The organism is Pseudomonas sp. NPDC090203 (genome assembly GCF_044746765.1).
GTDB lineage: Bacteria > Pseudomonadota > Gammaproteobacteria > Pseudomonadales > Pseudomonadaceae > Aquipseudomonas > Aquipseudomonas putida_AD.
This window is the reverse complement of sequence record NZ_JBIVCV010000008.1, coordinates 139,383-162,464: the sequence shown is the minus strand read 5'-3', so window position 1 is coordinate 162,464 and position 23,082 is coordinate 139,383. Positions and strand designations below refer to the sequence as shown.

The 23,082-nt window shown below is 62.1% G+C and carries 18 protein-coding genes; 4 read left to right on the top strand and 14 right to left on the bottom strand.

The window, feature by feature from the left end; all coding sequences use genetic code 11:
- Positions 1-57: 57 nt before the first annotated feature.
- The 7 genes from ACIPO9_RS15890 to ACIPO9_RS15860 all read right to left on the bottom strand — a co-directional run bounded on the left by ACIPO9_RS15890 (position 58) and on the right by ACIPO9_RS15860 (position 6,900).
- Positions 58-2,052 carry a pilus assembly protein TadG-related protein gene (locus ACIPO9_RS15890; RefSeq protein WP_400781973.1) on the bottom strand — a complete coding sequence of 665 codons (1,995 nt, stop codon included), beginning with the start codon at positions 2,050-2,052 and terminating at the stop codon, positions 58-60.
- A gap of 139 nt (positions 2,053-2,191) precedes the next feature.
- Positions 2,192-2,758, bottom strand: coding sequence for a DUF4136 domain-containing protein (locus tag ACIPO9_RS15885; RefSeq protein ID WP_400781970.1), 567 nt, complete (start codon positions 2,756-2,758; stop codon positions 2,192-2,194).
- Positions 2,759-2,785: 27 nt separating this feature from the next.
- Complete coding sequence (locus ACIPO9_RS15880; RefSeq protein ID WP_400781968.1) at positions 2,786-3,409, bottom strand: DUF4136 domain-containing protein; 624 nt, start codon at positions 3,407-3,409, stop codon at positions 2,786-2,788.
- 20 nt (positions 3,410-3,429) lie between these two features.
- The gene (locus tag ACIPO9_RS15875; RefSeq protein ID WP_400781965.1) at positions 3,430-4,179 is read right to left on the bottom strand and encodes a methyltransferase; all 750 of its coding nucleotides are present in this window, start codon (positions 4,177-4,179) and stop codon (positions 3,430-3,432) included.
- The gene (locus ACIPO9_RS15870; RefSeq protein ID WP_274134111.1) at positions 4,176-4,481 is read right to left on the bottom strand and encodes a nucleotide pyrophosphohydrolase; all 306 of its coding nucleotides are present in this window, start codon (positions 4,479-4,481) and stop codon (positions 4,176-4,178) included. Before ACIPO9_RS15870 ends, ACIPO9_RS15875 begins: the two co-directional genes overlap by 4 nt.
- 156 nt (positions 4,482-4,637) lie before the next feature.
- A complete protein-coding gene (locus ACIPO9_RS15865; RefSeq protein WP_400781963.1) occupies positions 4,638-5,495 on the bottom strand; it encodes a MaoC/PaaZ C-terminal domain-containing protein in 858 nt (285 codons plus the stop codon).
- 49 nt (positions 5,496-5,544) lie between these two features.
- Positions 5,545-6,900: a 3-oxoacyl-ACP reductase gene (locus tag ACIPO9_RS15860; RefSeq protein WP_400781960.1), complete on the bottom strand. Its 1,356-nt coding sequence runs from the start codon at positions 6,898-6,900 to the stop codon at positions 5,545-5,547.
- Positions 6,901-7,125: 225 nt separating this feature from the next.
- Between ACIPO9_RS15860 and ACIPO9_RS15855 the strand changes: the two genes are divergently transcribed.
- Both ACIPO9_RS15855 and ACIPO9_RS15850 read left to right on the top strand, forming a co-directional pair.
- Positions 7,126-8,403, top strand: coding sequence for an acetyl-CoA C-acetyltransferase (locus tag ACIPO9_RS15855; RefSeq protein WP_400781957.1), 1,278 nt, complete (start codon positions 7,126-7,128; stop codon positions 8,401-8,403).
- A gap of 579 nt (positions 8,404-8,982) precedes the next feature.
- A complete protein-coding gene (locus ACIPO9_RS15850) occupies positions 8,983-9,789 on the top strand; it encodes a helix-turn-helix transcriptional regulator (RefSeq protein ID WP_274134115.1) in 807 nt (268 codons plus the stop codon).
- 22 nt (positions 9,790-9,811) lie between these two features.
- Here the strand turns inward: ACIPO9_RS15850 and ACIPO9_RS15845 are convergent, their stop codons facing one another.
- From ACIPO9_RS15845 to ACIPO9_RS15835, 3 genes are all read right to left on the bottom strand, one after another.
- On the bottom strand, positions 9,812-10,234 hold the full coding sequence (locus tag ACIPO9_RS15845) for a hypothetical protein (protein ID WP_400605394.1): 423 nt from the start codon (positions 10,232-10,234) through the stop codon (positions 9,812-9,814).
- A gap of 41 nt (positions 10,235-10,275) precedes the next feature.
- On the bottom strand, positions 10,276-12,159 hold the full coding sequence (locus ACIPO9_RS15840; protein ID WP_400781954.1) for a hypothetical protein: 1,884 nt from the start codon (positions 12,157-12,159) through the stop codon (positions 10,276-10,278).
- 146 nt (positions 12,160-12,305) lie between these two features.
- On the bottom strand, positions 12,306-14,297 hold the full coding sequence (locus ACIPO9_RS15835; RefSeq protein WP_400781951.1) for a hypothetical protein: 1,992 nt from the start codon (positions 14,295-14,297) through the stop codon (positions 12,306-12,308).
- A 639-nt stretch (positions 14,298-14,936) separates the two neighbouring features.
- Here ACIPO9_RS15835 and ACIPO9_RS15830 point away from each other — a divergent pair.
- A complete protein-coding gene (locus ACIPO9_RS15830) occupies positions 14,937-17,282 on the top strand; it encodes an autotransporter outer membrane beta-barrel domain-containing protein (RefSeq protein ID WP_400781949.1) in 2,346 nt (781 codons plus the stop codon).
- A gap of 309 nt (positions 17,283-17,591) precedes the next feature.
- Complete coding sequence (locus ACIPO9_RS15825) at positions 17,592-18,485, top strand: PA4780 family RIO1-like protein kinase (protein ID WP_274134120.1); 894 nt, start codon at positions 17,592-17,594, stop codon at positions 18,483-18,485.
- Between the two features lie 103 nt (positions 18,486-18,588).
- Here the strand turns inward: ACIPO9_RS15825 and ACIPO9_RS15820 are convergent, their stop codons facing one another.
- The 4 genes from ACIPO9_RS15820 to ACIPO9_RS15805 form a co-directional block, all read right to left on the bottom strand.
- Positions 18,589-19,404 carry an Ig-like domain-containing protein gene (locus ACIPO9_RS15820; protein WP_400781947.1) on the bottom strand — a complete coding sequence of 272 codons (816 nt, stop codon included), beginning with the start codon at positions 19,402-19,404 and terminating at the stop codon, positions 18,589-18,591.
- Positions 19,405-19,560: 156 nt separating this feature from the next.
- Positions 19,561-19,962: a Cu(I)-responsive transcriptional regulator gene (gene cueR / locus ACIPO9_RS15815; RefSeq protein ID WP_274134122.1), complete on the bottom strand. Its 402-nt coding sequence runs from the start codon at positions 19,960-19,962 to the stop codon at positions 19,561-19,563.
- Entirely contained in the window at positions 19,959-22,169 is a 2,211-nt protein-coding gene (locus tag ACIPO9_RS15810) for a heavy metal translocating P-type ATPase (protein ID WP_400781945.1), read from the bottom strand. Before ACIPO9_RS15810 ends, cueR begins: the two co-directional genes overlap by 4 nt.
- Positions 22,170-22,249: 80 nt before the next feature.
- Positions 22,250-22,462, bottom strand: coding sequence for a DUF6124 family protein (locus tag ACIPO9_RS15805; protein ID WP_274134124.1), 213 nt, complete (start codon positions 22,460-22,462; stop codon positions 22,250-22,252).
- Between the last annotated feature and the right edge of the window lie 620 nt (positions 22,463-23,082).

Genomic DNA, 23,082 nt, shown 5'->3' with positions numbered 1-23,082 from the left:
CCGTCGCGGGCAAGCGCGCTCCTACAGGAAATGGGGTTGTACCGGAGGGGATCGGTGTCAGATGACCAACTGCGCCTGCCCTGGATGGCAACTGAGGTTGGCGCCGATATCGATGTTGGTCACATCAATCCCCAAATTACTCAGCAGGCTGTTGAGCAACGGATCGAGCAGCGGGCTCAGAGTGCTCTTGATGAGCGCACCGACCAGACTGGTGACACCGCTAAACGTACTGGCCACCGTATTGAGCAGCGCTCCCAGCCCCGTTGCATTGGCGTTGGGGCCGAACTGGTTGATGCTGATCCCCGACAGCGTCGTGCTCAGGCTGTTGACGATGTCGTTGGGCGGCGCGGGTTGCATGGCCGGCGGCTTGGTCAACTCAGGCGGCTGATTGAACACGTAGGTGTATGGCGCGGCGTTGCCGACCAGCGAGGTATTGAGCGTCAGCCCCAGCCCACCGGCCGCGAAGGGCTTGCGCGGATCGCAGGTGAGCGGGATCAGCAGCAGATTGCTGCAGGCCTTGGTGCCGATGTCCACGATGGCCAGCGGGTCGGCATTGGTCGGCGTCAGGCTCGAGAAGAAGGTGGTCTCGTCGATGGTCCCGACCCTGACCGTCGCCAGGGCGGTGTTGGTCTGGGTGGTCAGGGTCTTGGTGGCGTCGGTGGTGCAGTTGACGTCGGTGACGTGGGCATTGGCGGCCGCGAGTTCCAGTCCCAACGAGACCTTCACCCCGTTGGGCAGCACTTGCGGATCGGTCTGGGTGCATTTGGTGCCCAGCAGGCAACCGACCGCGCTCAGGTTCAGGTTCAGCAGGCCGTTGAGGGTGGAGGTGAGCGGGCCGGTCAGCCCCGCCACTGTGTTGACCAGGCCGACCACGCCCGTCAGCAGCGGCAGATCGACCGTGACCAGCGCCCGGACCTGCGCGGTACGCACGTAGATCCGGTTGGCGCCCATCGGGTCTGCCTTGGCCAGCAGCGGGTTGCCCACCGCCGACAGTTGCGGCGGCTCGATCACTTTGACCTTGGCCGAAATCAGCGCCAGGCCCGGCACGCTGATCGACTGGGTGATGGCCGCGGCGTTCTTGCTGTTGGCCAGTTGCGCGAGGGTCTGCACCAGTTGAAACGCCTGAAGCCCGGCGTCGAGCCCCGCGCTGGGCGTGCCGCTCTGCACATTGAGCAGGTCCCCCAGCTTGACCAGCGAAGACCCGGCGCCCGATCCCGCCACCGCTGTTTGCAAGCTGGTCAGGCCGTTGATGGCGGCGGTGATGGTCGCCGTGGCGCCGCTCTGTTGCAGGGCACTGATGGATGCGCCGATCAGCTTGGTCAGCGTGGTGTTGGTGGCCAGTAGCTGGGTGTAGTCGCCTGCCTTCACGTTCAGGGCGATGGCCAGTTGATCGGCAAACTTGAGCAGGTTCACGTCCGTGTCCAGCAGCCCTTTCCAACTGGCCAGGCTCAGGTTGACGGTGGAGCCGAGCAGGGCGCTGAGGGCCGAATTCAGTGAGTTGGCGCGGCTCTGGTCGACGTTCACGCTCAGCAGCGAGCTGCGGATGGTCAGTTGCGCCATGGGCGGCGATGGCTTGGCGGCGACTGCCACTGCGGTGAGTGCGACATCGGCAGGTGTGGCGCTGCCGAACATCGCGCCGATGCCAGCGGCGATGCTGCGCGGCACGGCGTGGCTGACGGTGACCTGGATGGCGTCGGATCTGCTGGCGTCCAGGGTAAACGCCCGGCGGCTGTTGGCGCCCACCGCAAGGGTGCCGCACAGGGTGGTCAGGGTGCGGCTGGCGTCGGTGACGGTGAAGCCGTTGCGGGTCGCGCTCTGGGTGGCATAAGCCTTGGCGGAGCTTGCGCCGATGCAGTTGCCGTTCAGGCTCGCCGCTTCCAGCGCGGCCATGTCGGCGACCCGCTGCAAGGTGCGTTTTTCCATGTACAGCCGACCGCTGTCGACCACGACCAGGGTGCACAAAAGGGCCAGGGCCATCGTCAGCGCTGCCATCAATCCTATGGCACCACGCTGCCGCTCCCGGCGGGCGCAGGGGTACATCAGGGGAGACATCCAGCACTCCTTCGGCAAAGCCGTCGCTACTCCCGAAAGCAGCTAAAAGCTGCAAGCTACAAGCTGTAAGTAAAGACGATCCGCGTCGCTTTTGCTTTTGCCTTTACTTGCAGCTTGTAGCTTGCCGCTTACAACTGCTCTAACGCGGCGGATATTGCTGCAGGATTTTCTGCACTGTCTGGCGCAGCGCCAGTTCGCGGGCTGCGGGGTTGGCGTTGCCGTCGGTGGCGCTCTGTTCGGTGCTGCCGCGCCAGACCAGCTTGCCGTCCTTGCCGTCGAGCAGGTCGATCTGCAAGGTCGAAACCTTGTAGCTCACATTACGCGTCTCGGTGCCTATCGGGCCGCCCCAGTAGCCGCCCCACGGGTTGCCCCAATAGCCGCCACCGCCGTAGTTGGTGGTGACCATCTGCTGGCGGTCCTCGACGATCAGCCAGGCCTGCACCTGCACATCGGCCCGGGTGCCGGGTGCGGCAGGGCGCAGGCCGCGCTGGTCGAGCTGATCGCCGACCGACTGGCGAATGCGCTGCTCGGTCAGGTCGCTCTTGATCCTTGGATCATTGGGTTGATATTGCAGGCCAGGCTCTTTCCAGGCCCAGGTTCGATACCCGCCGAAGTCCCGCTGCGCGTCGAAGTCACGATTGACCCGATCGGTCTGGCAGGCGCTGAGCAGCAGGGCAACACACAAGACAGCGATGCAGCGGAACATGATGGCTCTCCGATACCGTAACGAGTATTACGTAGGTGGGTAGGCGGTCAAAGCCTGCTGTACCGCCTGGCGCAGGGCTTTGGCGCGATCGGACTGATCGCCGCCACTGCCGGTCTCGGCACTGGCGCTCCACACGGGCTGGCCGCTGCGGGCATCGAACATACTGATGCGCACCACGACCACTTGCTCTTGATAGGTTCTGACGATGGGCACGCTGGCGTGACCGCCGCAGCCGTGGCGATAGCCGTTGTAGCAGCCCACGCCCGTGCCGCCATAGTACGGGTCGTAATAATCGTCACGCACCTGGCGCAGCCGGGTTTCCACGCGGGTGTCGGCAGCGATGCTCAGGTCGGCCGCCTGGGGATTGCGCGAAGGCCGCAAGCCACGCTGATCCAGCCCGTTGCTCACCGCCTCGGCGAGTTGCGCCGAATCTGCCCATTGGGTGCCCGGCGGCAACTGGTTGTTGAGCCAGGTCCAGTTGCGATAACGGCCAAAATCCCGGGGCGCGGCAGGGTAGGCGCTCATGTCCAGGACGTTGGCCGCTTGCGGCGGGGCAGGCGGGATCGCGGCGGAGACGGCACGGTACGGGTTTTGACTCTGGCAGGCAGCAAGGCCTGCGCACAGGGCGAGCAAAGCAAGACGGCGTTTCATGATGGTCTCCGCAAGTAGCCTCAAACAGGTCGGCACATCCAGTGCAGATAGCGTCCCAATCCGGCAAAGCCTGGGTGACGTCGGTGCGCGAGTTCCATCTCCAGCAGGTCGGCAAGCTCGGCTTTGGCCTGGAATTCCACGGGCATGTAGTCGTGGAAAACCCGAACGCCACTTCTGGTTTCGACTCGCCACATACCTTCAAGTTGCGCCGCTAATTCGCGCGGATCAAGGGGTTGTTGCGGGGTCAGGCTCTGTTTTTCACCGGCCATGGTGTTTTTGCGCATCTTGCGGAAATGGCCCTTGAGCAGATTGCGGTAGATCAGCGCGTCGCGGTTGTAAAACGCCAGAGACAACCAGCCGTCGGCGCGGGTCAACTGGCGTAGCACGGGCAGGATGGTGAACGGCTCGGCGAGCCATTCAAGCACTGCGTGGCAGATCACCAGATCGTAGGGCTCGCTTAACAGGCTTGGCAGATCCTGCCAAGGCGCCTGGATGAAGGTCGCGGTCTGCCCGGCTTCGGCAAAGCGCTGGCGCGCGCCTTCGAGCATCGGTTCGGCAGGCTCGGTGAACGTAACGTCGTGGCCCCGTTCAGCCAGCCACAACGACATGTGGCCCAATCCGCCGCCGATATCCAGCACTTTCAATGGGCGATCCGGTAAGCACTCGGACAAATCCGCCTGCAACACTGCCAGGCGAATCGCGCCCTTGGCACCGCCGTAGATCTTCTCGGCGAAACGGGTCGCCAACTGGTCGAAATGACGATCACTCATTTGGCGAACCGCCGCTCGCTGTCGGCCAGCTTGGCGCTTACCACTTCGTTCATGTCCAGCCCCAGTTCGCTGCACATCAGCAGCAGATACAGCACGATGTCACCCACTTCCTGTCCGGCATGAGCCAGTTCGTCAGCGGGCAACTGGCGTGACTGGTCCTCGGTTTTCCACTGGAAGATCTCCACCAGCTCGGCCATTTCCACACTGGCGGCCATGGCAAGGTTCTTCGGGCTGTGGAATTGCCGCCAGTCGTTGGTATCGCGGATGCGATGCAGGCGTTGGGTGAGTTCGTCGAGGTTCATGGGCAGGTCTCCTGAAGGTGCGTAGCTTCAGGGGGATGGATGGCGGAATCAAGCCCCGCCCCCCGTAGGAGCGCGCTTGCCCGCGACGGCGGTGTGTCAGGCGGTACATATCGGGCAGAAAGATCGCGTCGCGGGCAAGCGCGCTCCTACAGGTTGTCAATCAGATGCAGGCTGCCACGTCCCGATCATATGCACGATCCCTTCCTTGCCCTGGACCTTCAACTGCCCATGAGACCCCGCCGCGCTGGCCGACAGCGTCACCTCACTGGGCAGGCGCACGGGCTTCTGGAACTCCACCGAAATATCCACATTCGACGCCGGCAAGTGATCGTCCAGCGCCGCCAGGGTGCGGCTTTTTATCCACAGGCCGTGGGCGATGGCCTTGGGGAAGCCGAACAGCTTCGCGCTGCTGTCGCTCAGGTGGATCGGGTTGTAATCACCACTGACCTTGGCGTATTGCCGGCCTATGTCGGACGGTGCGTACCAGGTCGCCAGCTCGGTCATGGGCAGGGGCGCGGGTTCGTAGGCGCCTTCGACGTCGCCGGGTATCTGCACGCCACGGCAGAGCATGGTGCTGTCTTCTTCCCACAGCAGGCCCAGCGCGTCCTCGATCTGGGTAATCAGGCTGAACGTCGCGCCCTTGGCGTGGGGCCGCAGACGGGCGACGCGCACGCTGACCTGCGCCTTGATCACGTTGCCCAGCGGGCGACGGATGCTGATCCGGTTCTGCAGGTGCACCAGGCCCAGCAGCGGGAAGGGGAAGTCCTTGTCGGTCAGCAGCTTCATCTGCAACGGGAAGGCGAGCACATGTGGATAAGTCGGCGGCAGCAGGCTGCCCGGAACATATCCACAGACCTTGGCGAAAGCCTCGACCTTCTGCGGATCCACCGACACCCAGCAGCGCAGCCCCTGATCGGGCAACTGCGTACCGCTGACCTTGCGCCGCAGCGCCGCTTGCATGAACAGGCCCGGCAACGCCGGTGGGGTATCCAGATAACGCCAATGCGCACTCATCGACTTTCTCCCGCGCTAATCCTCATGTGCATTTCATCCACAGGCTGGTTCAGGCGCCGATCACGCTCTGCCCGCATACTCGCAACACCTGGCCGCTGACGGCACCGCTGCCCGGCTGGCTCAGCCACGCCACGGCTTCGGCGACGTCCTGCGGCAGGCCGCCCTGGCCCAGCGAGCTCATGCGCCGCCCGGCCTCGCGCAGGGCGAAGGGCATGTGCGCGGTCATGCTGGTTTCGATGAAGCCCGGCGCTACCGCGTTGATGCTGATGCCCCGCGCCTTGAGCACAGGCGCCATGGCCCGGGCCAGGCCAATCAACCCGGCCTTGCTGGTGGTGTAGTTGGTCTGCCCGCGATTGCCCGCCAGGCCGCTGATGGAGGCCATGAGGATCACACTGCCGTTATCGTGCAAGGCGCCGGCGTCGATCAGTGCCTGGGTCAGCACCTGCGGGGCGTTGAGGTTGACGTTGAGCACCTGATCCCAGAAATCGGCGGTCATGTTGGCCAGCGTCTTGTCGCGAGTGATGCCAGCGTTGTGCACCACGATGTCCAGCCCGCCGGGGACCTGCTCGATCAACTGCGTGGCCGCGTCCGGGGCGCAGATGTCCAGCACCAGCGCCTGACCGCCAAGCCGCGCCGCGAGAGCTTCGAGGTCAGCCTTGGCCTGTGGCACATCCAGCAACACAATTTCTGCCCCATCCCGGGCCAGGGTTTCGGCGATGGCAGCGCCAATGCCACGTGCCGCGCCGGTCACCAGCGCCTTGCGGCCAGCCAGCGGGCGGCTCCAGTCCTGAACCTTGTTGGCGCAGGCGCTCAGGCGAATGACCTGCCCGGAGATAAACGCGCTCTTGGGCGAGAGAAAGAACCGCAGCGCGCCTTCGAGTTGATCTTCTGCGCCGTCTTCCACCTGCAGCAGTTGTACGGTGCCGCCGTTACGCATTTCCTTGGCCAGCGAGCGGCTGAAGCCTTCGATGGCCTGTTGCGTGCTCGACGCGAGCGGATCGCTCTGGGTGGCGGGATCGCGGGCCAGAATCACGATGTGTGCGCTGTGATCGAGACTGCGCAGTACCGGCTGGAAGAAGTCCCGCAGCTGCGCCAGTTCAGACGTGTGCAGAAGGTGACTGGCGTCGAACACTATGGCCTTAATCTTCGAACCCTGCTCGGCGCTCCATGGGTGTGCGCCGCTGACCTCGCCGCCAGAGCTGAACAGCAGATCAGTCATGCGCGGGGCAAAACCTGCGACCTGCTCGGCCAACGGGCCACTGCTGAGCAGCAGCGCACCCTCCACCGGCCGCAACCGCCCGGCCTGCCAGCGCTCCAGGCGCACGGGAGCCGGCAGCCCGACTGCCCCGACCAACCGACGACCGATATCCGAGTTGGCGAAGTCAATGTAGCGATCAGATGCCATGGAACACTCTCCTTGAGGCTGGGTTCAAAGCAGTGGACCACACTGTCAGGTAGAAGGTCCTACGCTATTGGCTGGCATGGTCCGGACCATACTTGTAGGAGCGCGCTTGCCCGCGACGGCGGTGTGTCAGCCATCTACAGGTAATCTGGCACACCGCTATCGCGGGCAAGCGCGCTCCTACAAGAGCGTGGCGCCTGCACGACCCACACAAAAAGGGAGTTTTCAATGATCCAGACACGCCGCGTGGCAATCATAGGTGGCAATCGCATTCCTTTCGCGCGCTCCAACGGCGCCTACGCCACTGCCAGCAACCAGGACATGCTGACCGCCGCGCTGGAGGGGCTGATCGAGCGCTTCAACCTGCACGGCCTGCGCATGGGCGAGGTGGTGGCGGGGGCCGTGCTCAAGCATTCACGGGATTTCAACCTCACCCGCGAGTGTGTGCTGGGCTCGCGGCTGTCGGCGCAAACCCCCGCCTATGACTTGCAACAGGCCTGCGGCACCGGGCTTGAAGCGGCGTTGCTGGTGGCCAACAAGATTGCCCTGGGGCAGATCGAATGCGGCATCGCCGGTGGCGTCGATACCACCTCCGATGCGCCGATTGGGGTGAATGAAGACCTGCGCCAGATCCTCCTGCAGGTCAATCGCGCCAAGAGCACCGGCGACAAGCTCAAGGCGCTCACTCAGTTGCGTCCGCACAACCTCAAACCCGAGTTGCCGCGCAACGGCGAGCCGCGCACGGGGCTGTCGATGGGGCAGCATTGCGAGCTGATGGCGCAGGCCTGGCAGATCCCGCGCCAGGCGCAGGATCAACTGGCGCTCGAAAGTCATCAGAAGATGGCCAATGCCTACGCCGAAGGCTGGCACGACGATCTGCTGACGCCGTTCCACAGCCTGACCCGGGACAACAACCTGCGCCCCGACGCCAGCCTGGAAAAGCTCGCCTCGCTCAAGCCGGCCTATGAGCGCAGCGCCAGGGGCACATTGACCGCTGGCAATTCGACGCCACTCACCGACGGCGCCTCCCTGGTGTTGCTCGCCAGCGAAGACTGGGCCCGGGAACGTGGCTTGCCGGTGCTGGCGTACTGGCGCGATGGCGAAGCGGCGGCCGTGGATTTCGTGCGCGGCGAGGAGGGCTTGTTGATGGCACCGGTATACGCCGTGCCCCGGTTGCTGGCGCGTAACGGCCTGACCTTGCAGGACTTTGACTTCTACGAAATCCACGAAGCCTTCGCCGCCCAGGTGCTGTGCACCTTGAAGGCCTGGGAAGATGCCGATTACTGCAAGACCCGCCTGGGCCTGGATGCGCCGCTCGGGTCGATTGATCGCAGCAAGCTCAACGTCAAAGGCAGCTCACTGGCCGCCGGCCACCCCTTCGCCGCCACCGGCGGGCGGATCGTCGCCAACCTCGCCAAGTTGCTCAGCGTGGCAGGGCAGGGTCGCGGCTTGATCTCGATTTGCGCAGCAGGTGGCCAGGGCGTGACGGCCATCCTCGAACGCTGAAATCGCCCCGCCGCCAAGGCGGACGTTGCCCTGTAGGAGCGCGCTTGCCCGCGACCGCGATGTGTCAGATTAACTCTACATGGCTGACCCACCGCCATCGCGGGCAAGCGCGCTCCTACAGAGGATTGGGGCATGCAGATGATTTGTAAGCGAGCTCATAGCCGTAGCAGTCCGGCTTGCCGGCGTCGGCGACATCAAATACCTCGTCGCCGCCAAGGCGGACGTTTCCTTGTAGGAGCGCCCTTGCCCGCGACCGCGATGTGTCAGATACCCATGCATGCCTGACACGCCGCCTTCGCGGGCAAGCGCGCTCCTACAGAGGATTGGGGCGTGCAGATGATTTGTAAGCGAGCTCATAGCCGTAGCAGTCCGGCTTGCCGGCGTCGGCGACATCAAATACCCCGTCGCCGCCAAGGCGAACTGCTACGTGTACGTTGCCCTGTAGGAGCGCGCTTGCCCGCGACCGCGATGTGTCAGATACATATTCACACCTGACACGCCGCCATCGCGGGCAAGCGCGCACCTACAGGTTTGATGTCGTTCTGGATAAACTGCTTATTCACGACAAAAGGCCCGCCCATGCCGAGCAACGGACACTCCCCCTCGCGCAGCCCCGAAACGCTGCGCTCGATCCCTGCGCTGACCGACCTGCCCCGGCCGCTGTATGCCCGTGCCGAAAGCCTGAGCGCCGGGTCATGGACGCCGACCCATCGCCATGACTGGGTGCAGTTTTCCTACGCCATCAGCGGCGTGCTGGGGGTTCACACCGAACAGGGCAGTTTCTTCGCGCCGCCGCAGTGGGGCGTGTGGATTCCGGCGGGGCTGGATCACGAGGTGGTCACCTCCACCCGCGCCGAAATGCGCAGCCTCTACGTGCGCACCCAGGACTCGCTCTGGGCGCCGGGCCGTTGCCGGGTGCTGGAAGTCACGCCCCTGGCCCGGGAACTCATCAAGGCATTCTGCCTCCTGCCCCCCGATTACCCCCAGCAAGACAGCCAGGAAGCCCGCCTGGTGCAGGTGCTCCTCGACCAACTGTCCAACCTCCCCGAAGTCGGCTTCTCCCTGCCACTGCCACGCCATGCCCGGCTACTGGCACTGTGTCAGGAACTGGTCGAAGCACCCGGCCAGGACATCACGCTCACCGAGTGGGCGTCACGTTTGAGCATGTCGGAAAAAACCCTGATGCGCCTGTTCCAGCGCGAAACCGGCCTGAGCTTCAGAGGCTGGCGCCAACGAGCGAGACTGCTGGCTTCGCTCAATGCGCTGGAGGAGGGCGACAGCGTGACCAGCACCGCCCTCAATTGCGGTTATGACTCGACGTCGGCGTTCATTGCCGCCTTCAAGACCCTGTTCGGCTTCACGCCGGGGGAGCTTTTTCGGGCGTAGCCGAAGTGAACACGCACAGCGATCAGGATACCAAGCCTCTTACAGTCACCCGCGTAGACGTCGTGGTTCCACCGTTGGGAATCGACACGTTATTGCTGTCCAGCACCTGGGTGATCGCCACCACCGTCGCATTCGCCGGCACGATGAACGTGCTTGCGTTCGAGAGGCCAGGGCCGCCCGGAAAAATGACGGTATAAGTGACCTGCAAGGTTTGTCCTGCGGTCTTCACCACCTCGGCTGCGGGAATGAGAATCTGCACTACGGGGCCATTGCTGCCGGGTTGCGGATCGGTCTCGTAGCCTGCGCCCCAATGCACGATGATGTAGTCATTGACTGACATATCGTCATATCGCACATCGATACGAGCGCCATTGGTGAGAACGGCAGGACTTAAAAAGCCGTTGTTCGCATCCGGCGATGTGGGCGCTCTGAAGTTACTGGCCATGGTGTGTTTCTCCCGTTTGCAGTCAAGGATACGAGCTTGGGTTAACGGATCATTTTGATGTTGTCCCACACGGTCCAGTTTTGCTGGCCGAAGATCCGCAAGTAGCGGATCGGTGTGCCGCCATTGGCTGAATACTGCAGTGTCTGATTCCTCGGGCTTCCGGAAGGCGGCGTGGTGCCGTAAAGAAAGCGGTCGAGCTCATCCCGGAATTCGAGCGTTGTTCGCCCGTGTACTGCGCCGAGTACGTTGATCGTGACCCTATCCCAAGTCTGCAGCAGGTCGATCAGGATCGTCTGGACCCCCACATCGGCAATGCACACCTGCAACGCCGGGCGCTGGAACAATGCAGGGTCACCGCCTTGGCTCACCGGGTCGTACACGTCGTTGACACCTGCAGTGCCTGCGCCACTCGCGAACGAGATCAGCGTGTGAGGCGGCCGGATCGAGTTGCCTGCGCGAATGATATTGTTGCCAACCATGTCGAAAGCCTCGGTCAGTTCCACCGGCTGGTTGCGGCTCACGCTCAGTTGCAGGGTATCGGAGGTTCTGCTTACCAGTCCGACCACCACCGTGTAGTAGATCTTCACACTGCCCCCTGCCAGAGGCGTGACGTTGGCGGCAGTCGGGACAGAAAATTGTACGAAGCCAATGGTGCCGACGGTATGTTCGGCGGAGTAATGGGTTGCGTCACCTGCTGCGGTCGTGCCCTCCCAGTACAGGTAAATCTTGTCGTCTTTCGCCATCCCCGCATATTGCGGCACTACCACCGTGGCACCGGGACCGGGAAGGGTGGCGGGGTCCAGTACCCCGTTCTGCGCTTCGAGCACTTGCGGCTTTGCCAGCGGAGGAACAGTGCCACTGACCGTCAGCGACCGACGTCGCGAGCGCCGTACATTGTTCACTTCGTAGTAGACCACCGCGGTGCCACCGGCGATGGCCGTCACGGTCGGGTTCTGAATCTCTTTGGTAACCGGAAAGCCTTCATCGCCGGGCGTCATGTCGAATTCCACCGTCTCATCGACGCTGCTGCCACCGGCCGTCAGCCCGTGCCAGCGGATGGCGACGTGGTCTTGGGCCGTCCACGGCGAGTAGACCGGTACCACGACATGCACATTGCCGGCGCCCAGTCTCGCCAGATCAATATCTCCATTGGCATCTGCTTCGGTGACCCGGGGCGCAGGCATGGTGTTGGGCCCTGCCTCGATGTCGGTGATGAACGGAGTGGAATTGAGCGACCAGTTACCGACGATGTCGCGGATGTCGTAGAAGACTTTAAGGCCCAGCATGTTGGAGTTAGCAAGGATCGTTGCCTGGCTGACATGAATCGTCAATGGGCGGTCCAGGTCTGACTGCTCCAGCGGACGACCGAAGGGGATGCGGGTTTGTCCCCAGGTCAGGGTAAGGATGTCACCCACCTCCATGTTCACCCAGTTGGGAATCGTCACTGTGATGCCGTTGGCCGAATTGGCATCCGTCACAGGATTGGGGATGTTGCGCGGCGGTTGCAGGTTGGTATTGATCGGGTCGGTGGGGTTGAGGGGAGGATTGCCAGGCACCTGGGTATTGACGATGACCGTCCTGGTGGGCGATGTGTCCGGGTTTCCACCTATCGGCGAGGCGGAGGTGTAGTAGAGGACGGCATTGTCGTTGTCCAGTATCAGGTGTGGCTGCACTCTGAAAACGATCAGCCCGGTGCCCAATTGTTCTTGCGAAATCTTGTAGGAGTCCACCACTCGGTTGTCCCAGTACAGGACCAGCGTGGTGTTCGGCTGCATCCCCAGCGCGATAGGGGCAGTGACAACCACCGGCTCCGGTGGGTTTTTCCTGAGTTCCAGTACGCCGAGCCCGCCTTTGTTTGCCTGATCGACCACGGGAATGCTGGGGCGAAACAGCGCCAGTATGCCGATGTCAGAGAGTGCGTCCATGTTGTATACCCTTCCTTGGGCGGCCTGCGCCGTGGCACATCCACCCTGCAGAATCGGCCATGTTCAACCATGGCCGATTCAGTATTGAGTGTAAAAGCGGGGCGATTCCTGGGTCAGGATTCGCCCCTGGTCGAGTCACTGCGCGGTTACGCTTCGCAGAACGGAAACTCCGTGTTGGCCAGGTCGACGATCACGCTGGAGGCGTCCGAGATACCCGACCCTCTGCTGTTGGTCAGTTTGTAGGTCCCCACCATGTAGCCTTGGCAAATGCTGCGCAGGAAGTCTCTATCCACGGTGAAGTCGTAATAACCCCGCGCAAACTCCTCAGGGGAAATCCTATGATCTTGCACCAGTGGTGGCACGGGCAGATCCGCCCCTGAATCAAAGTCGACACCTTTGAGTGTGAGTTCGACGTCGTCTCCTTCGGCCATGTTCGTCAATGCAACCTGGGTCCGTACGCGCACCGGTCTTTGTGCTGTTTCACGGTCAATGATGTCATCGGCGTTCTTGTCCGGATAGGTCGGGCCGGAGAAGGGTTGGCCATCGTTGGGTTTGCCCTGGCTGGACTCCACCGGAATCAGTTTCGGCAGCGGCGCTCCTTCTTCGCGTACCGGAGGTGTATAAGGCGGTTGCAGTTCGCGCGAGATACGGTAGTTCACCGGGATATTTCCCGTCGCGTGGAAATATCCAGGAGGTACGGCCAGGCGCAATGGTTGAGCATTGTCACCCGTGGCAACAATATAAGGAGGAGCTACGTCCGTTCCACCCCAAGTGACGGTGATGATGTCGCCGGCAACGAAAGAAGGTTGAGGGGGAGTATCGTTGGTCCGGTTACTGACGATGGCGAATGCCGTCAGGCTGAAGGCCGCTTCGGAGATGCGGTCGATGTCTCCGGTGCCACTTTCAATCACGATTTGCTTCAGGTTCGTCTCGGGATCGGGTCCGCCCGGTACTCGAAGGTCGACATTAACCTCCAGCACAGGAGATGGATAAGGCAAACCTTCACGCGAGACCGTGTACGACACGGGAAGCCGTGGATTGGAACCGGCCGTCGCGACCACAGGAAACAGCAGCTTGATGGTGGTCACGGGGTCCTGAGTGAGGTCGGCGGTGGTCAACGAATACGGCGCCGATTTCTGCCCGCCCCAGTCGACCACGATAACGTCGGCCAGATGAGGATCACGATAGATCGGAATCTGCACATCCACCCCTGCCACCGCATCGCTATAGCTCACCACGCCGTCATTGAGAAAGGCCGGCACGATCGGTGCTTCGAGCTGGGAGGGAACGTCGAGAAGAATGACTCGAATCCTCGCCGCCGGAGAGTCGAAAGAAACGTTACCCGGCTCGTCGGTGATGTTATAGCCGAAGTTGATCACGCCATCGGCCAGGGTTTCGACGTCCGACCTCTTGAAGCGCAGCTTGACCTTGCGGGTATGCACTTCGTCGGCATCGACAACTTCGGCGGATCCCGGCAGGCGCACAATCGGGTCCGTGCCTCGCTGTATCCATGGAACCAGCACATCGTTGAGTTCAATCCCGTCGTAGTCGGAAACAGTGGTGATGAACTCGTCGTTGATGAAGTTTGCGGCGGTGATCAAAGGAGGAAGCTGTTGTTCATCGTCACCCAACAGAATCGGCAGCAACTCACCACCGGGAGCGGTGCGATCAACGATGATCGTTGTGCCGGCAGTCGGCCAGGTTGCGTTTCCGCCCAGACGGGTGGTCACCCGATAGCTGACCACGTGAGTGCCTTCCTGCGCGGTGAGTGACGCCGGTAGCTGAACGGTCCATTTGAAGTTGGGGTCCACCACATCGGCGGCCGTGATTTCGTAAAACGGCGGCACTGTGGGCACCACGTTGGAAGCATCATTGCCATCCCAGGTGATCCGGATGCGGTACGTCGCCAGCATTGTCGGCCAGCGAGGAACCTCGACTCTGATGCCAGCATCGGCTTCGGCCACCGGGATTTTCTTGCTGGCGAACTGGCCGGCGACGGTTGGCGCGCTCAGAGCCGGATCTACGGCTTTCGGGGCGGGCGCACCGGCTGGGGTCACGGGCTGGGGCCGTGCCACGGCAATGGAAAGTTTGTCTCCATATTTGAGCCTGGTTTTCAGGGGAAGGGGGGAATTGTCCATCTTTCTCATCCTCGAGGTTTAGGTCATGTTCGATAACGCTGACGTGTCTGTGTTGGCTCTACGGGCCATTGCCCAATAGAGCCGCTTCAATCCAGAGCATGGGAAGGGGAACATGACTTCGTTCCATCCATGGACATTCGCGCCAGGTTTCAATTTATCGCATTCGAAGGCTAGTTCAGGCATTTGGCGCCATTTAGATTGATTGGCGATTGAAACAATAGCGATGGGCTCTAACTAAATTAGTTATAGCTATTCGAAGTAATCTCTATCGCGAATCAAACTAACTCGCCAGGCATTAAGAGCTATGTTGGCATAGGAAGGCCGTGTTTAATGCGGTTTTGATCTGTGTTGCAAGGTGGCGCGGGGTTGCCCGCTGAACTTGCTACTCGAATGAGTGCGTACAAATGGATGATGGTTGGCGGCATTGAGGGGTGAGCTTGCAATGTAGGAAGTCTCCTACGCCGTGCGCGAACACATCCTACAGATCTTACAGACAAGTTCATGTCTACTACTGCGCTTCGTGCCTACCGATAACTGCCCGGTTCATGACTCGCGGCAGTCAAGGATTTTAATGTGAAAAAACAACTGGTCTTTCAGTCTTTCAACCATTCATTAGCGGCTGCGGTTGTATTTCTCGCAATGAATTCATACGCCCAAGCCGGTAATATAATCCCCGATCTGGAAGTCACCATCGGCCCCGACGATCCAGTCGAGACCTGGACGCTCAACAGTGGATCGATCCTCAACACCTTGCCGGGCACCAATACGCTGAACATTACCTCGTTCGACGGTGGGACGCTGAACATGCAGGGTTCGACCGTGACCGGGGGAGCGGGCGAGGGCATCACCTTGTTCGGCTCCACCGCCACACTCGTCGACACTAACGTGACCAGCACCGGCAGCTTCGGGCTGCTCATCAACCGCAACGCCCTGTTCGGCCCTCCTTCCAGCGCCAGTGTCACCGGCGGCAGCATCAGTGGCGCCGGCGCCGGGATCTTTGCGACGTTCGAAAGCTCGGTGGTGCTCAATGGAACGGTGGTCAACGGAGCTGCGTCTGGAACCCTCGACCCACTGGTCGATGGCACCGGGATTCTCCTGACAGGCGGGAATGCCACGGTGCTCGCTGGCAGTTCCGTGACGGGGGCGAACTACGGCGTGTACATGACACACGACAGCATCGGTGGCGTGGGGGAGGGTAACAACACCCTGCTGATCGATGGATCGACCGTGACGGGTACGGCCTCAAGCGCCTTGTTCCTGGGCTCGCTGGATGCCGGTACGCCTGTCAACGCCAACATCACCATCGCCAATGGTGCGCAACTCAATGGCGGCAACGGCCTGGCGCTGGAGGTTGGCCCAGACAGCACCTCCCAAGTCAGGGTGGACAGCAGCCGATTGAACGGCGGTATCCTGGTGCAGGACGGCTCCAGTGCCACGGTACTGCTGGACAACAACTCGAGCGCGACGGGTAACATTACCAACGTCGCGGACTTCACCCTGAACAACGGCTCCAGCCTTTCAGGCAACCTGACCCGCACTACCAACCTCACCGCAAGCAACAATTCCAGCGTCAGCGGCAATGTTAGTGATGTGGAGAACTTCAACCTGACCGGCAACTCGTCGGTCACCGGTAACCTGAGCAACGTCACCAACCTGAGCCTGGAAAACTCCACCTGGACCACCAACGACGGCCAGGGCGTGACCAACCTCGCCATGAATGCCGGCACGGTCAAGCTGGGTGCGGGTGATGGCACCTTCGAAACCCTGAACCTCAGCACGCTGTCGGGTAATGGCCGGTTCATCATGGACACCAACCTTGGCGCACAGCAGGGTGACCTGGTGAGCGTCTCCGGCCAGGCCAGCGGCAGCTATGACTTGCTGATCCGCAACACCGGCGTGGACCCGGTCAAGGGCGGCCCGGATCAACAGGTGGTGCACACCGGTACAGGCAGCACCGCAGGTTTTGCGGTGGTCGGCGGGCAAGTGGATTTCGGGACCTTCGCCTATGACCTGGAGCAGCGCGGCACCGACTGGTTCCTGGTGCAGAAATTCGATGACGACGGCAACCCGATCGTGACCCCCGGCACCGAGTCGGTCATCAGCCTGTTCAGCGCCGCGCCGACCGTCTGGTATGGCGAACTGAGCACCCTGCGCAGCCGCATGGGAGAATTGCGCTACGGCCAGAGCCAGGGCGGCGCCTGGACCCGCGCCTACGGCAACAAGTACAACATGTCCGCAGCCGGCGGCACGGCTTACCAGCAGAATCAGCACGGTATCTCCTTCGGTGCCGACGCACCGTTGCCGGTGTCCGACGGCCAGTGGCTGGTGGGTGTGCTGGCCGGTTACAGCCGCTCTGACCTGGACATCGCCGCAGGCACCTCCGGCCACGTCGACAGCTACTACCTGGGTGCCTACACCACCTGGCTGTCCGACAGCGGCTACTACATCGACGCCGTGATCAAGGCCAACCGCTTCAAGAACACCTCGGACGTGCGCATGAGCGATGGCGCCAAGACCGGTGGCGACTACAACACCAACGGCATCGGTGCCTCGGTCGAAGCAGGCAAGCACATCAAGCTGCAGGACGACTGGTTCGTCGAGCCCTACGCGCAACTCTCAAGCCTCTGGGTACAGGGCGCCGACTACTCGCTGGACAACGGCATGCGTGCCGACAGCAACAAGGCCGACTCTTTCCTGGGCAAGGTCGGCACCACCGTGGGCCGCAACTTCCCGCTGGACAAGGGCGGCTACGTGCAACCCTACGTGAAGGTGGCGCTGGCCCATGAATTCGCCAACAGCAACCGGGTCAAGGTCAACGACAACACTTTCAGCAACGATCTGTCCGGCAGCCGTGGCGAGCTGGGTGCAGGTATTGCTGCGCAACTGACCGACGTGCTGCAGTTGCATGCCGATGTCGATTACAGCAATGGCAAGAATATCGAGCAGCCTTGGGGCGTGAACGTGGGGGTTCGCTACAGCTGGTAACGAAGAGGCAATCATTTGCGGTAATGAAAGGGGCCGTGACAGGCCCCTTTCTTGTGTCTGGCGTTCGCTGCCGGGTGCCTGATCGACCCCATGGGTGGTCATATTCGCTCACAGCTGGCCGGCCTTCGGGTGCCTACATTGGTCTATGCTGCGCTGCGGCATGAAAGGTGCTTGCCATTATCGGCGGAACCTATGATCTGCAATCGAATCCATGACTGCATTCACCGCACCACTACTCGCAGGCTGAGGATTGCCGTATAACGAGCAACAATCGCGTGTCTGGCCACGAAGGACCCACAATAAAAGCTGATGAAGACTCCAAAACGCATTGAACCGCTGATCGAAGACGGTCTGGTAGACGAGGTGCTGCGCCCGCTCATGAGCGGTAAAGAGGCAGCTGTTTATGTGGTGCGCTGCGGCAAAGAGCTGCGCTGCGCGAAGGTTTACAAGGAGGCGAACAAACGCAGTTTTCGTCAGGCGGCCGAGTATCAGGAAGGCCGCAAGGTGCGCAACAGTCGCGATGCCCGCGCCATGGCCAAGGGCTCCAAATTCGGGCGCAAGGAAGCCGAGGATGCGTGGCAGAACGCCGAAGTTGCAGCCCTGTTCCGCCTGGCGAACGCGGGGGTGCGTGTTCCCAAGCCGTATGACTTCCTCGAAGGCGTGCTGCTCATGGAAATGGTGTCCGACGGCTACGGCGATGCGGCGCCGCGCCTCAATGACGTGACCCTGGAACCCGATCAGGCGCGCGAGTACCACGCCTTCCTGATCCAGCAAATCGTGTTGATGCTGTGTGCCGGACTGGTGCACGGTGACCTTTCCGAGTTCAACGTGCTGCTCTCGCCCGAAGGTCCGGTCATCATCGACCTGCCGCAGGCGGTGGACGCCGCAGGCAACAACCACGCCTTCAGCATGCTGGAGCGCGACGTTGGCAACATGGCCGCTTACTTCGGCCACTTTGCGCCGGAATTGAAAAAGACCCGCTATGCCAGGGAGATGTGGTCCCACTACGAAGCCGGCACGCTCTCGCCGGCCACGGTGCTGACCGGCGAGTTCGCTGACCCCGACGACGTCGCCGACGTGAACAGCGTGCTGCGCGAGATCGAGGCGGCGCAACGGGATGAAGCCCGCAGGCAGGCAGCGCGAGCGGCAGAAGATGCCCCGCGTGACAAGACCGAGGAACCGCCTCCGCCGTGGATGCAGTGATCGGGCAGTGAATGAAGCGCCGGGGATCCATGCCCCGGCGTTTTTTTTACCCGCTTCGCCGCTTCCGGCTTGCTGGCGATTGCGATCGCGAAGGCGCTGACCGTTACAGATTATTGACCCTCAGAATCTGTGAGTAGAAGATCTGAGTGTTGTCGAACCTTTTCAAGCTGTAGTTGAACAGCACGGGCTTACCCCGGTTCTGAGCGCGCCATGTTTCGTTGATGGCAAAGTTGATGTAGTCGCCATGAAATTCCCGTACCGCGCTTTCAACGGTGGTCAGCCCGATGAACCTCACTTGTGCGGAGTAATAGTTCTGAGCGAACTGCACGCGAATGTTGTCATTGTTCGGCGAGTTGATGGTGGGGGCATCGATAGCGCCGACATGTCCAAACACCGAAAGGGACATGGATTGTGATGTGGAAGGGCCGGCGGGTGCCCTCACTACGGTGTAGGTCATGGTCGCGTTGACCCCAATGCAGTCGATGATCTCGTACATGGAGACCTTGAACACCAAGGGCCTCGGGGGATTGGCCACTTGCTGGATTTCAGACTGCACCGTCACCCTTCGGCCGACCCAGGTCAGGCGCACCGTGTCCCCTGGGTGCATCCCGTAGTCGGGAATCTCTACAAAGCCGTCACCTTCCTGGGCATAGTAATTGATTTCTTCACGGTTCTGGCCCACGCCTGTTGCGCCCCGGAAATGCGGCGCCCTGAGATCCATCTGACTCGTTCCGACACTGATCACCCAGTTGTTGGACATCTGACCGTCGGCATGGGCCGTAAAGGTATGAGCGCCCGGGGCCAAGGTGGAGGTCAGGAAACTCCAGGAACCGTCAGCCTGGATGGGTACGTTGTTGGCGAGCACGATGTTGTTGTCACGAATTTCCACCGTGGTCGCGCGCAGGGAATTGTCGCTCATGGGAATTCCTTTTCATGTTGTCCAATGATGGGGAGCGTCGTTATTCACCTTGTAAAGTGAAGCGGGTTTTTCCGGGCGAAGTTATATTGATTCGCGATCAAGGTGTGTCGGCATATCGCGAGGATCGGTTGCGAACGTCGATGCCTGGTTTAAACGTCACGCACAACACCCGCCCGACTCCAGATCCTTCAATATCGGACAATCCGGCCGGTCATCTCCATGGCAATGCTGCACCAGGTCCTGCAAGGTATCGCGCAGCCCTGTCAGCTCGGCGATCTTGCGGTTGAGTTCTTCGATATGCTGTCCGGCCAGGGCCTTTACATCGGCGCTGGCGCGGCCTCTGTCTTGCCAGAGTGTGAGCAGCTTGCCGACTTCCTCCAGTGAAAACCCCATGTCCCGCGAGCGCTTGATGAAGGCCAGGGTGTGCAGGTCGTCCTTGCCGTACAGCCGGTAGCCGCTGTCGGTGCGATGGGCCGCCTGCAGCAGGCCGATGGATTCGTAGTAGCGGATCATCTTGGCGCTCAGGCCACTGGTTTTTGCGGCTTGGCCGATGTTCATTGTGGGTCTCCGTGATTTTGCGTTTGCCCGTCTGGTTTCCAGGTCTTGAGCAACAGCGCATTGCTCACCACGCTGACGCTGGACAGCGCCATGGCTGCGCCTGCAAGCATCGGGTTGAGCAGGCCGAAGGCGGCCAGCGGGATGCCGATCAGGTTGTAGACGAAGGCCCAGAACAGGTTCTGGCGGATCTTGGCGTAGGTTCTGCGGCTGATGTCCAGCGCGGCGGGGATCAGGCGCGGGTCGCCGCGCATCAGGGTGATGCCTGCAGCGTGCATGGCCACGTCGGTGCCGCCGCCCATGGCGATGCCCACGTCGGCGGCGGCCAGGGCCGGGGCGTCGTTGATGCCATCGCCGACCATGGCCACGACGCCGGTTTTCTTCAGCGCAATCACGGTGGCGGCCTTGTCCGCGGGCAGGACTTCGGCGTGCACGTCATCGATGCCCAGCGCCTCGGCGACCACTCTGGCGCTGCCGCGATTGTCGCCGGTCAGCAAGTGGCTGCTGATGTGCCGTTGCTTGAGTTGCACGATGGCCTGCGCGGCGCCGGGCTTGACGGTATCGCCAAAGGCGAACAGGCCGAGCACGCGGGGCTGCGGAGCGGTTTCGATCAGCCAGGAGAGCGTACGGCCTTCGGCTTCCCAATCGCTTGCGGTGCCTGCGAGGGCATCGGCAGCCAGGCCGCTTTCGTCCAGCAGGCGTTTGTTGCCCAGCGCCAGTTCGCGCCCCTGCAACGTGCCGGCGATACCGCGCCCGGCGAGGGAGCGGCTGTTGCTGACGTCTTCGGGCTTGAGGTTGCGATCAGCGCAGAGGTCCAGAACGGCCTTGGCCAGTGGGTGTTCGCTGCCCCGTTGCAGCGCACCGGCCATTAGCAGCAGTGCGTTTTCATCGCCATCGAGGGCGGTCAGGTGGGCGATGCGTGGTGTGCCGCTGGTCAATGTGCCGGTCTTGTCGAAGACCACTGCGCTCACCTGATGGGCACGCTCCAGCGCTTCGGCGTCCTTGACCAGGATGCCATGGCGCGCCGCGACGCCGGTTCCGGCCATGATCGCGGTCGGCGTGGCCAGCCCCAGTGCGCAAGGGCAGGCGATGACCAGCACGGCCACGGCGTTGATGATGGCGGTCTCCAGCGGCACGCCCGCTAGCAGCCAGCCGGCCAGCGTGGCCAGGGCGAGCAGCAGCACCACCGGCACGAACACCTGGCTGACTTTATCCACAAGCTTCTGGATCGGGGCCTTCGCTGATTGCGCGTCTTCGACCAGACGAATGATCCGCGCCAGCACGGTTTCGGCCCCCAAGGCCTCCGTACGCACCAGCAGACGACCTTCGCCGTTGATCGCACCGCCCGTGACCTTGTCGCCCGGCTGCTTGGGCACCGGCAGGCTCTCGCCGCTGATGAGCGCTTCGTCGGCGTGGCTCTGGCCGTCGATCACGACGCCGTCCACCGGGAAGCGTTCGCCGGGTTTGACCAGCACCTGATCGCCCAGCTTCAGCGCGCTGATCGCTACCTCTTGCTCCTGACCGTCGACCACCTGAATCGCCCGTTCCGGCCGCAAGGCTTCGAGGGCGCGGATGGCGCTGGCGGTCTGGCGCTTGGCGCTGCTTTCCAGGTATTTGCCCAGCAATACCAAAGTGATGACCACCGCCGAGGCTTCGAAATACAGGTGGGGCATGTCGTGATGGGCGGCGGCCAGCCACTGATAGACACTCAGGCCATAACCGGCACTGGTGCCCAGCGCCACCAGCAAATCCATGTTGCCCGCGCCCGCACGCACGGCCTTGTAAGCGGCGACGTAAAAGCGCGCACCGAGGAAGAATTGCACCGGGGTTGCCAAGGCGAACTGGGCCCAGGCCGGCAGCATCCACTCGATGCCGAAGGGCTGCAGCAGCATCGGCAAAACCAGCGGCAAGGCCAGGATGATCGCCAGCGCCAAGTGCCAGCGCTCGCTGTCGTGGCGCTTGAGCTGATCGGCCTGCTGCGCGGCACGGTCCTGCTCCAGGGTTGCGCCGTAACCGGCCTTGTCCACCGCCGCGATCAGGCTGGCGGGGTCGATACGCTCCTGCACTTCGACGTGGGCGCGTTCACTGGCGAGGTTCACGGTCGCAAGCGTTACCCCGGGCACCTTGCGCAACGCGCGCTCGACACGGCCTGCGCAACTGGCGCAGGTCATGCCGGTGATGGGCAGATCGAACGTCTGAGGACTGGGCATCGCGGACACTCCTTGAAGGCTATTGCCAGCAAGGATCAACCTTGCCACGTTGGCAAGGTCAAGTCCCGTTTTTCAGTGCATCAACGCACTTCGATCTGGTCCAGCGACTGCTCGGCAATGGTTCGCGCCATGTCGATCAGATGCACTACGGAAAACGCCAGATCGCGCTTGCTGCCGCTCTGAGCGTCGGCGCTTTCGTAGGCGGTGGCCTTGGCGCAGCGTAACAGCCCGGAGATCTGGGCCAGGGAGTCTTCAAGTGTGGGGTTGGGTGGGTCGGGGGTGATTTTTAGCATTTTTCATCCTGAGGTCTGGGACCACCGGCATCTTCGCTGCTAAACAAATGAAGGGTGGCGGCTTTGACAACGGGTTAGCAGACCGGGACCTCAGAACCCGGCGCACCCGAAGGTGCCCCGCGCAAAGCCACCATAGGATGGAGTGCGTTGATCTGAGTTGATTCAGGCTGCTAAACCCGATCGCTGATTCCCAGCGACGGCCGCAGATTAGCACTCAGATCGCGCTGCACAAGCGCCTGAGAGTTTCTAGGAAATGTCCTGCATAAGAAAGGGAGAAGCCTGTCAGAAAGGGGCTACAAACCGTCAGATGTGTTGCAGGAAATGGCGATTTCGAACGCCAGCCCAGTCCCCCCAGGCACACCCCATCCCCGTAGCAGCACGGCTTGCCGGCGGGGGCGATTTCAGAGACGCCGTCGTCCGAATGCGGCCCAGACCAAGCGCGCTCCTACAGGAGTGAGGTAACCCGCCCGTAGCAGTCCGGCTTGCCGGCGTCGGCGATCTTGAGGACGCCCCCGCCGGCAAGCCGTGCTGCTACGGGTCGGTGTACAACCAAAGCTTTTGATTTTGATCCTGATGCGCGATGGCACAGGCGCCGCCGAACGCGACGTTAAGGCGCCAGG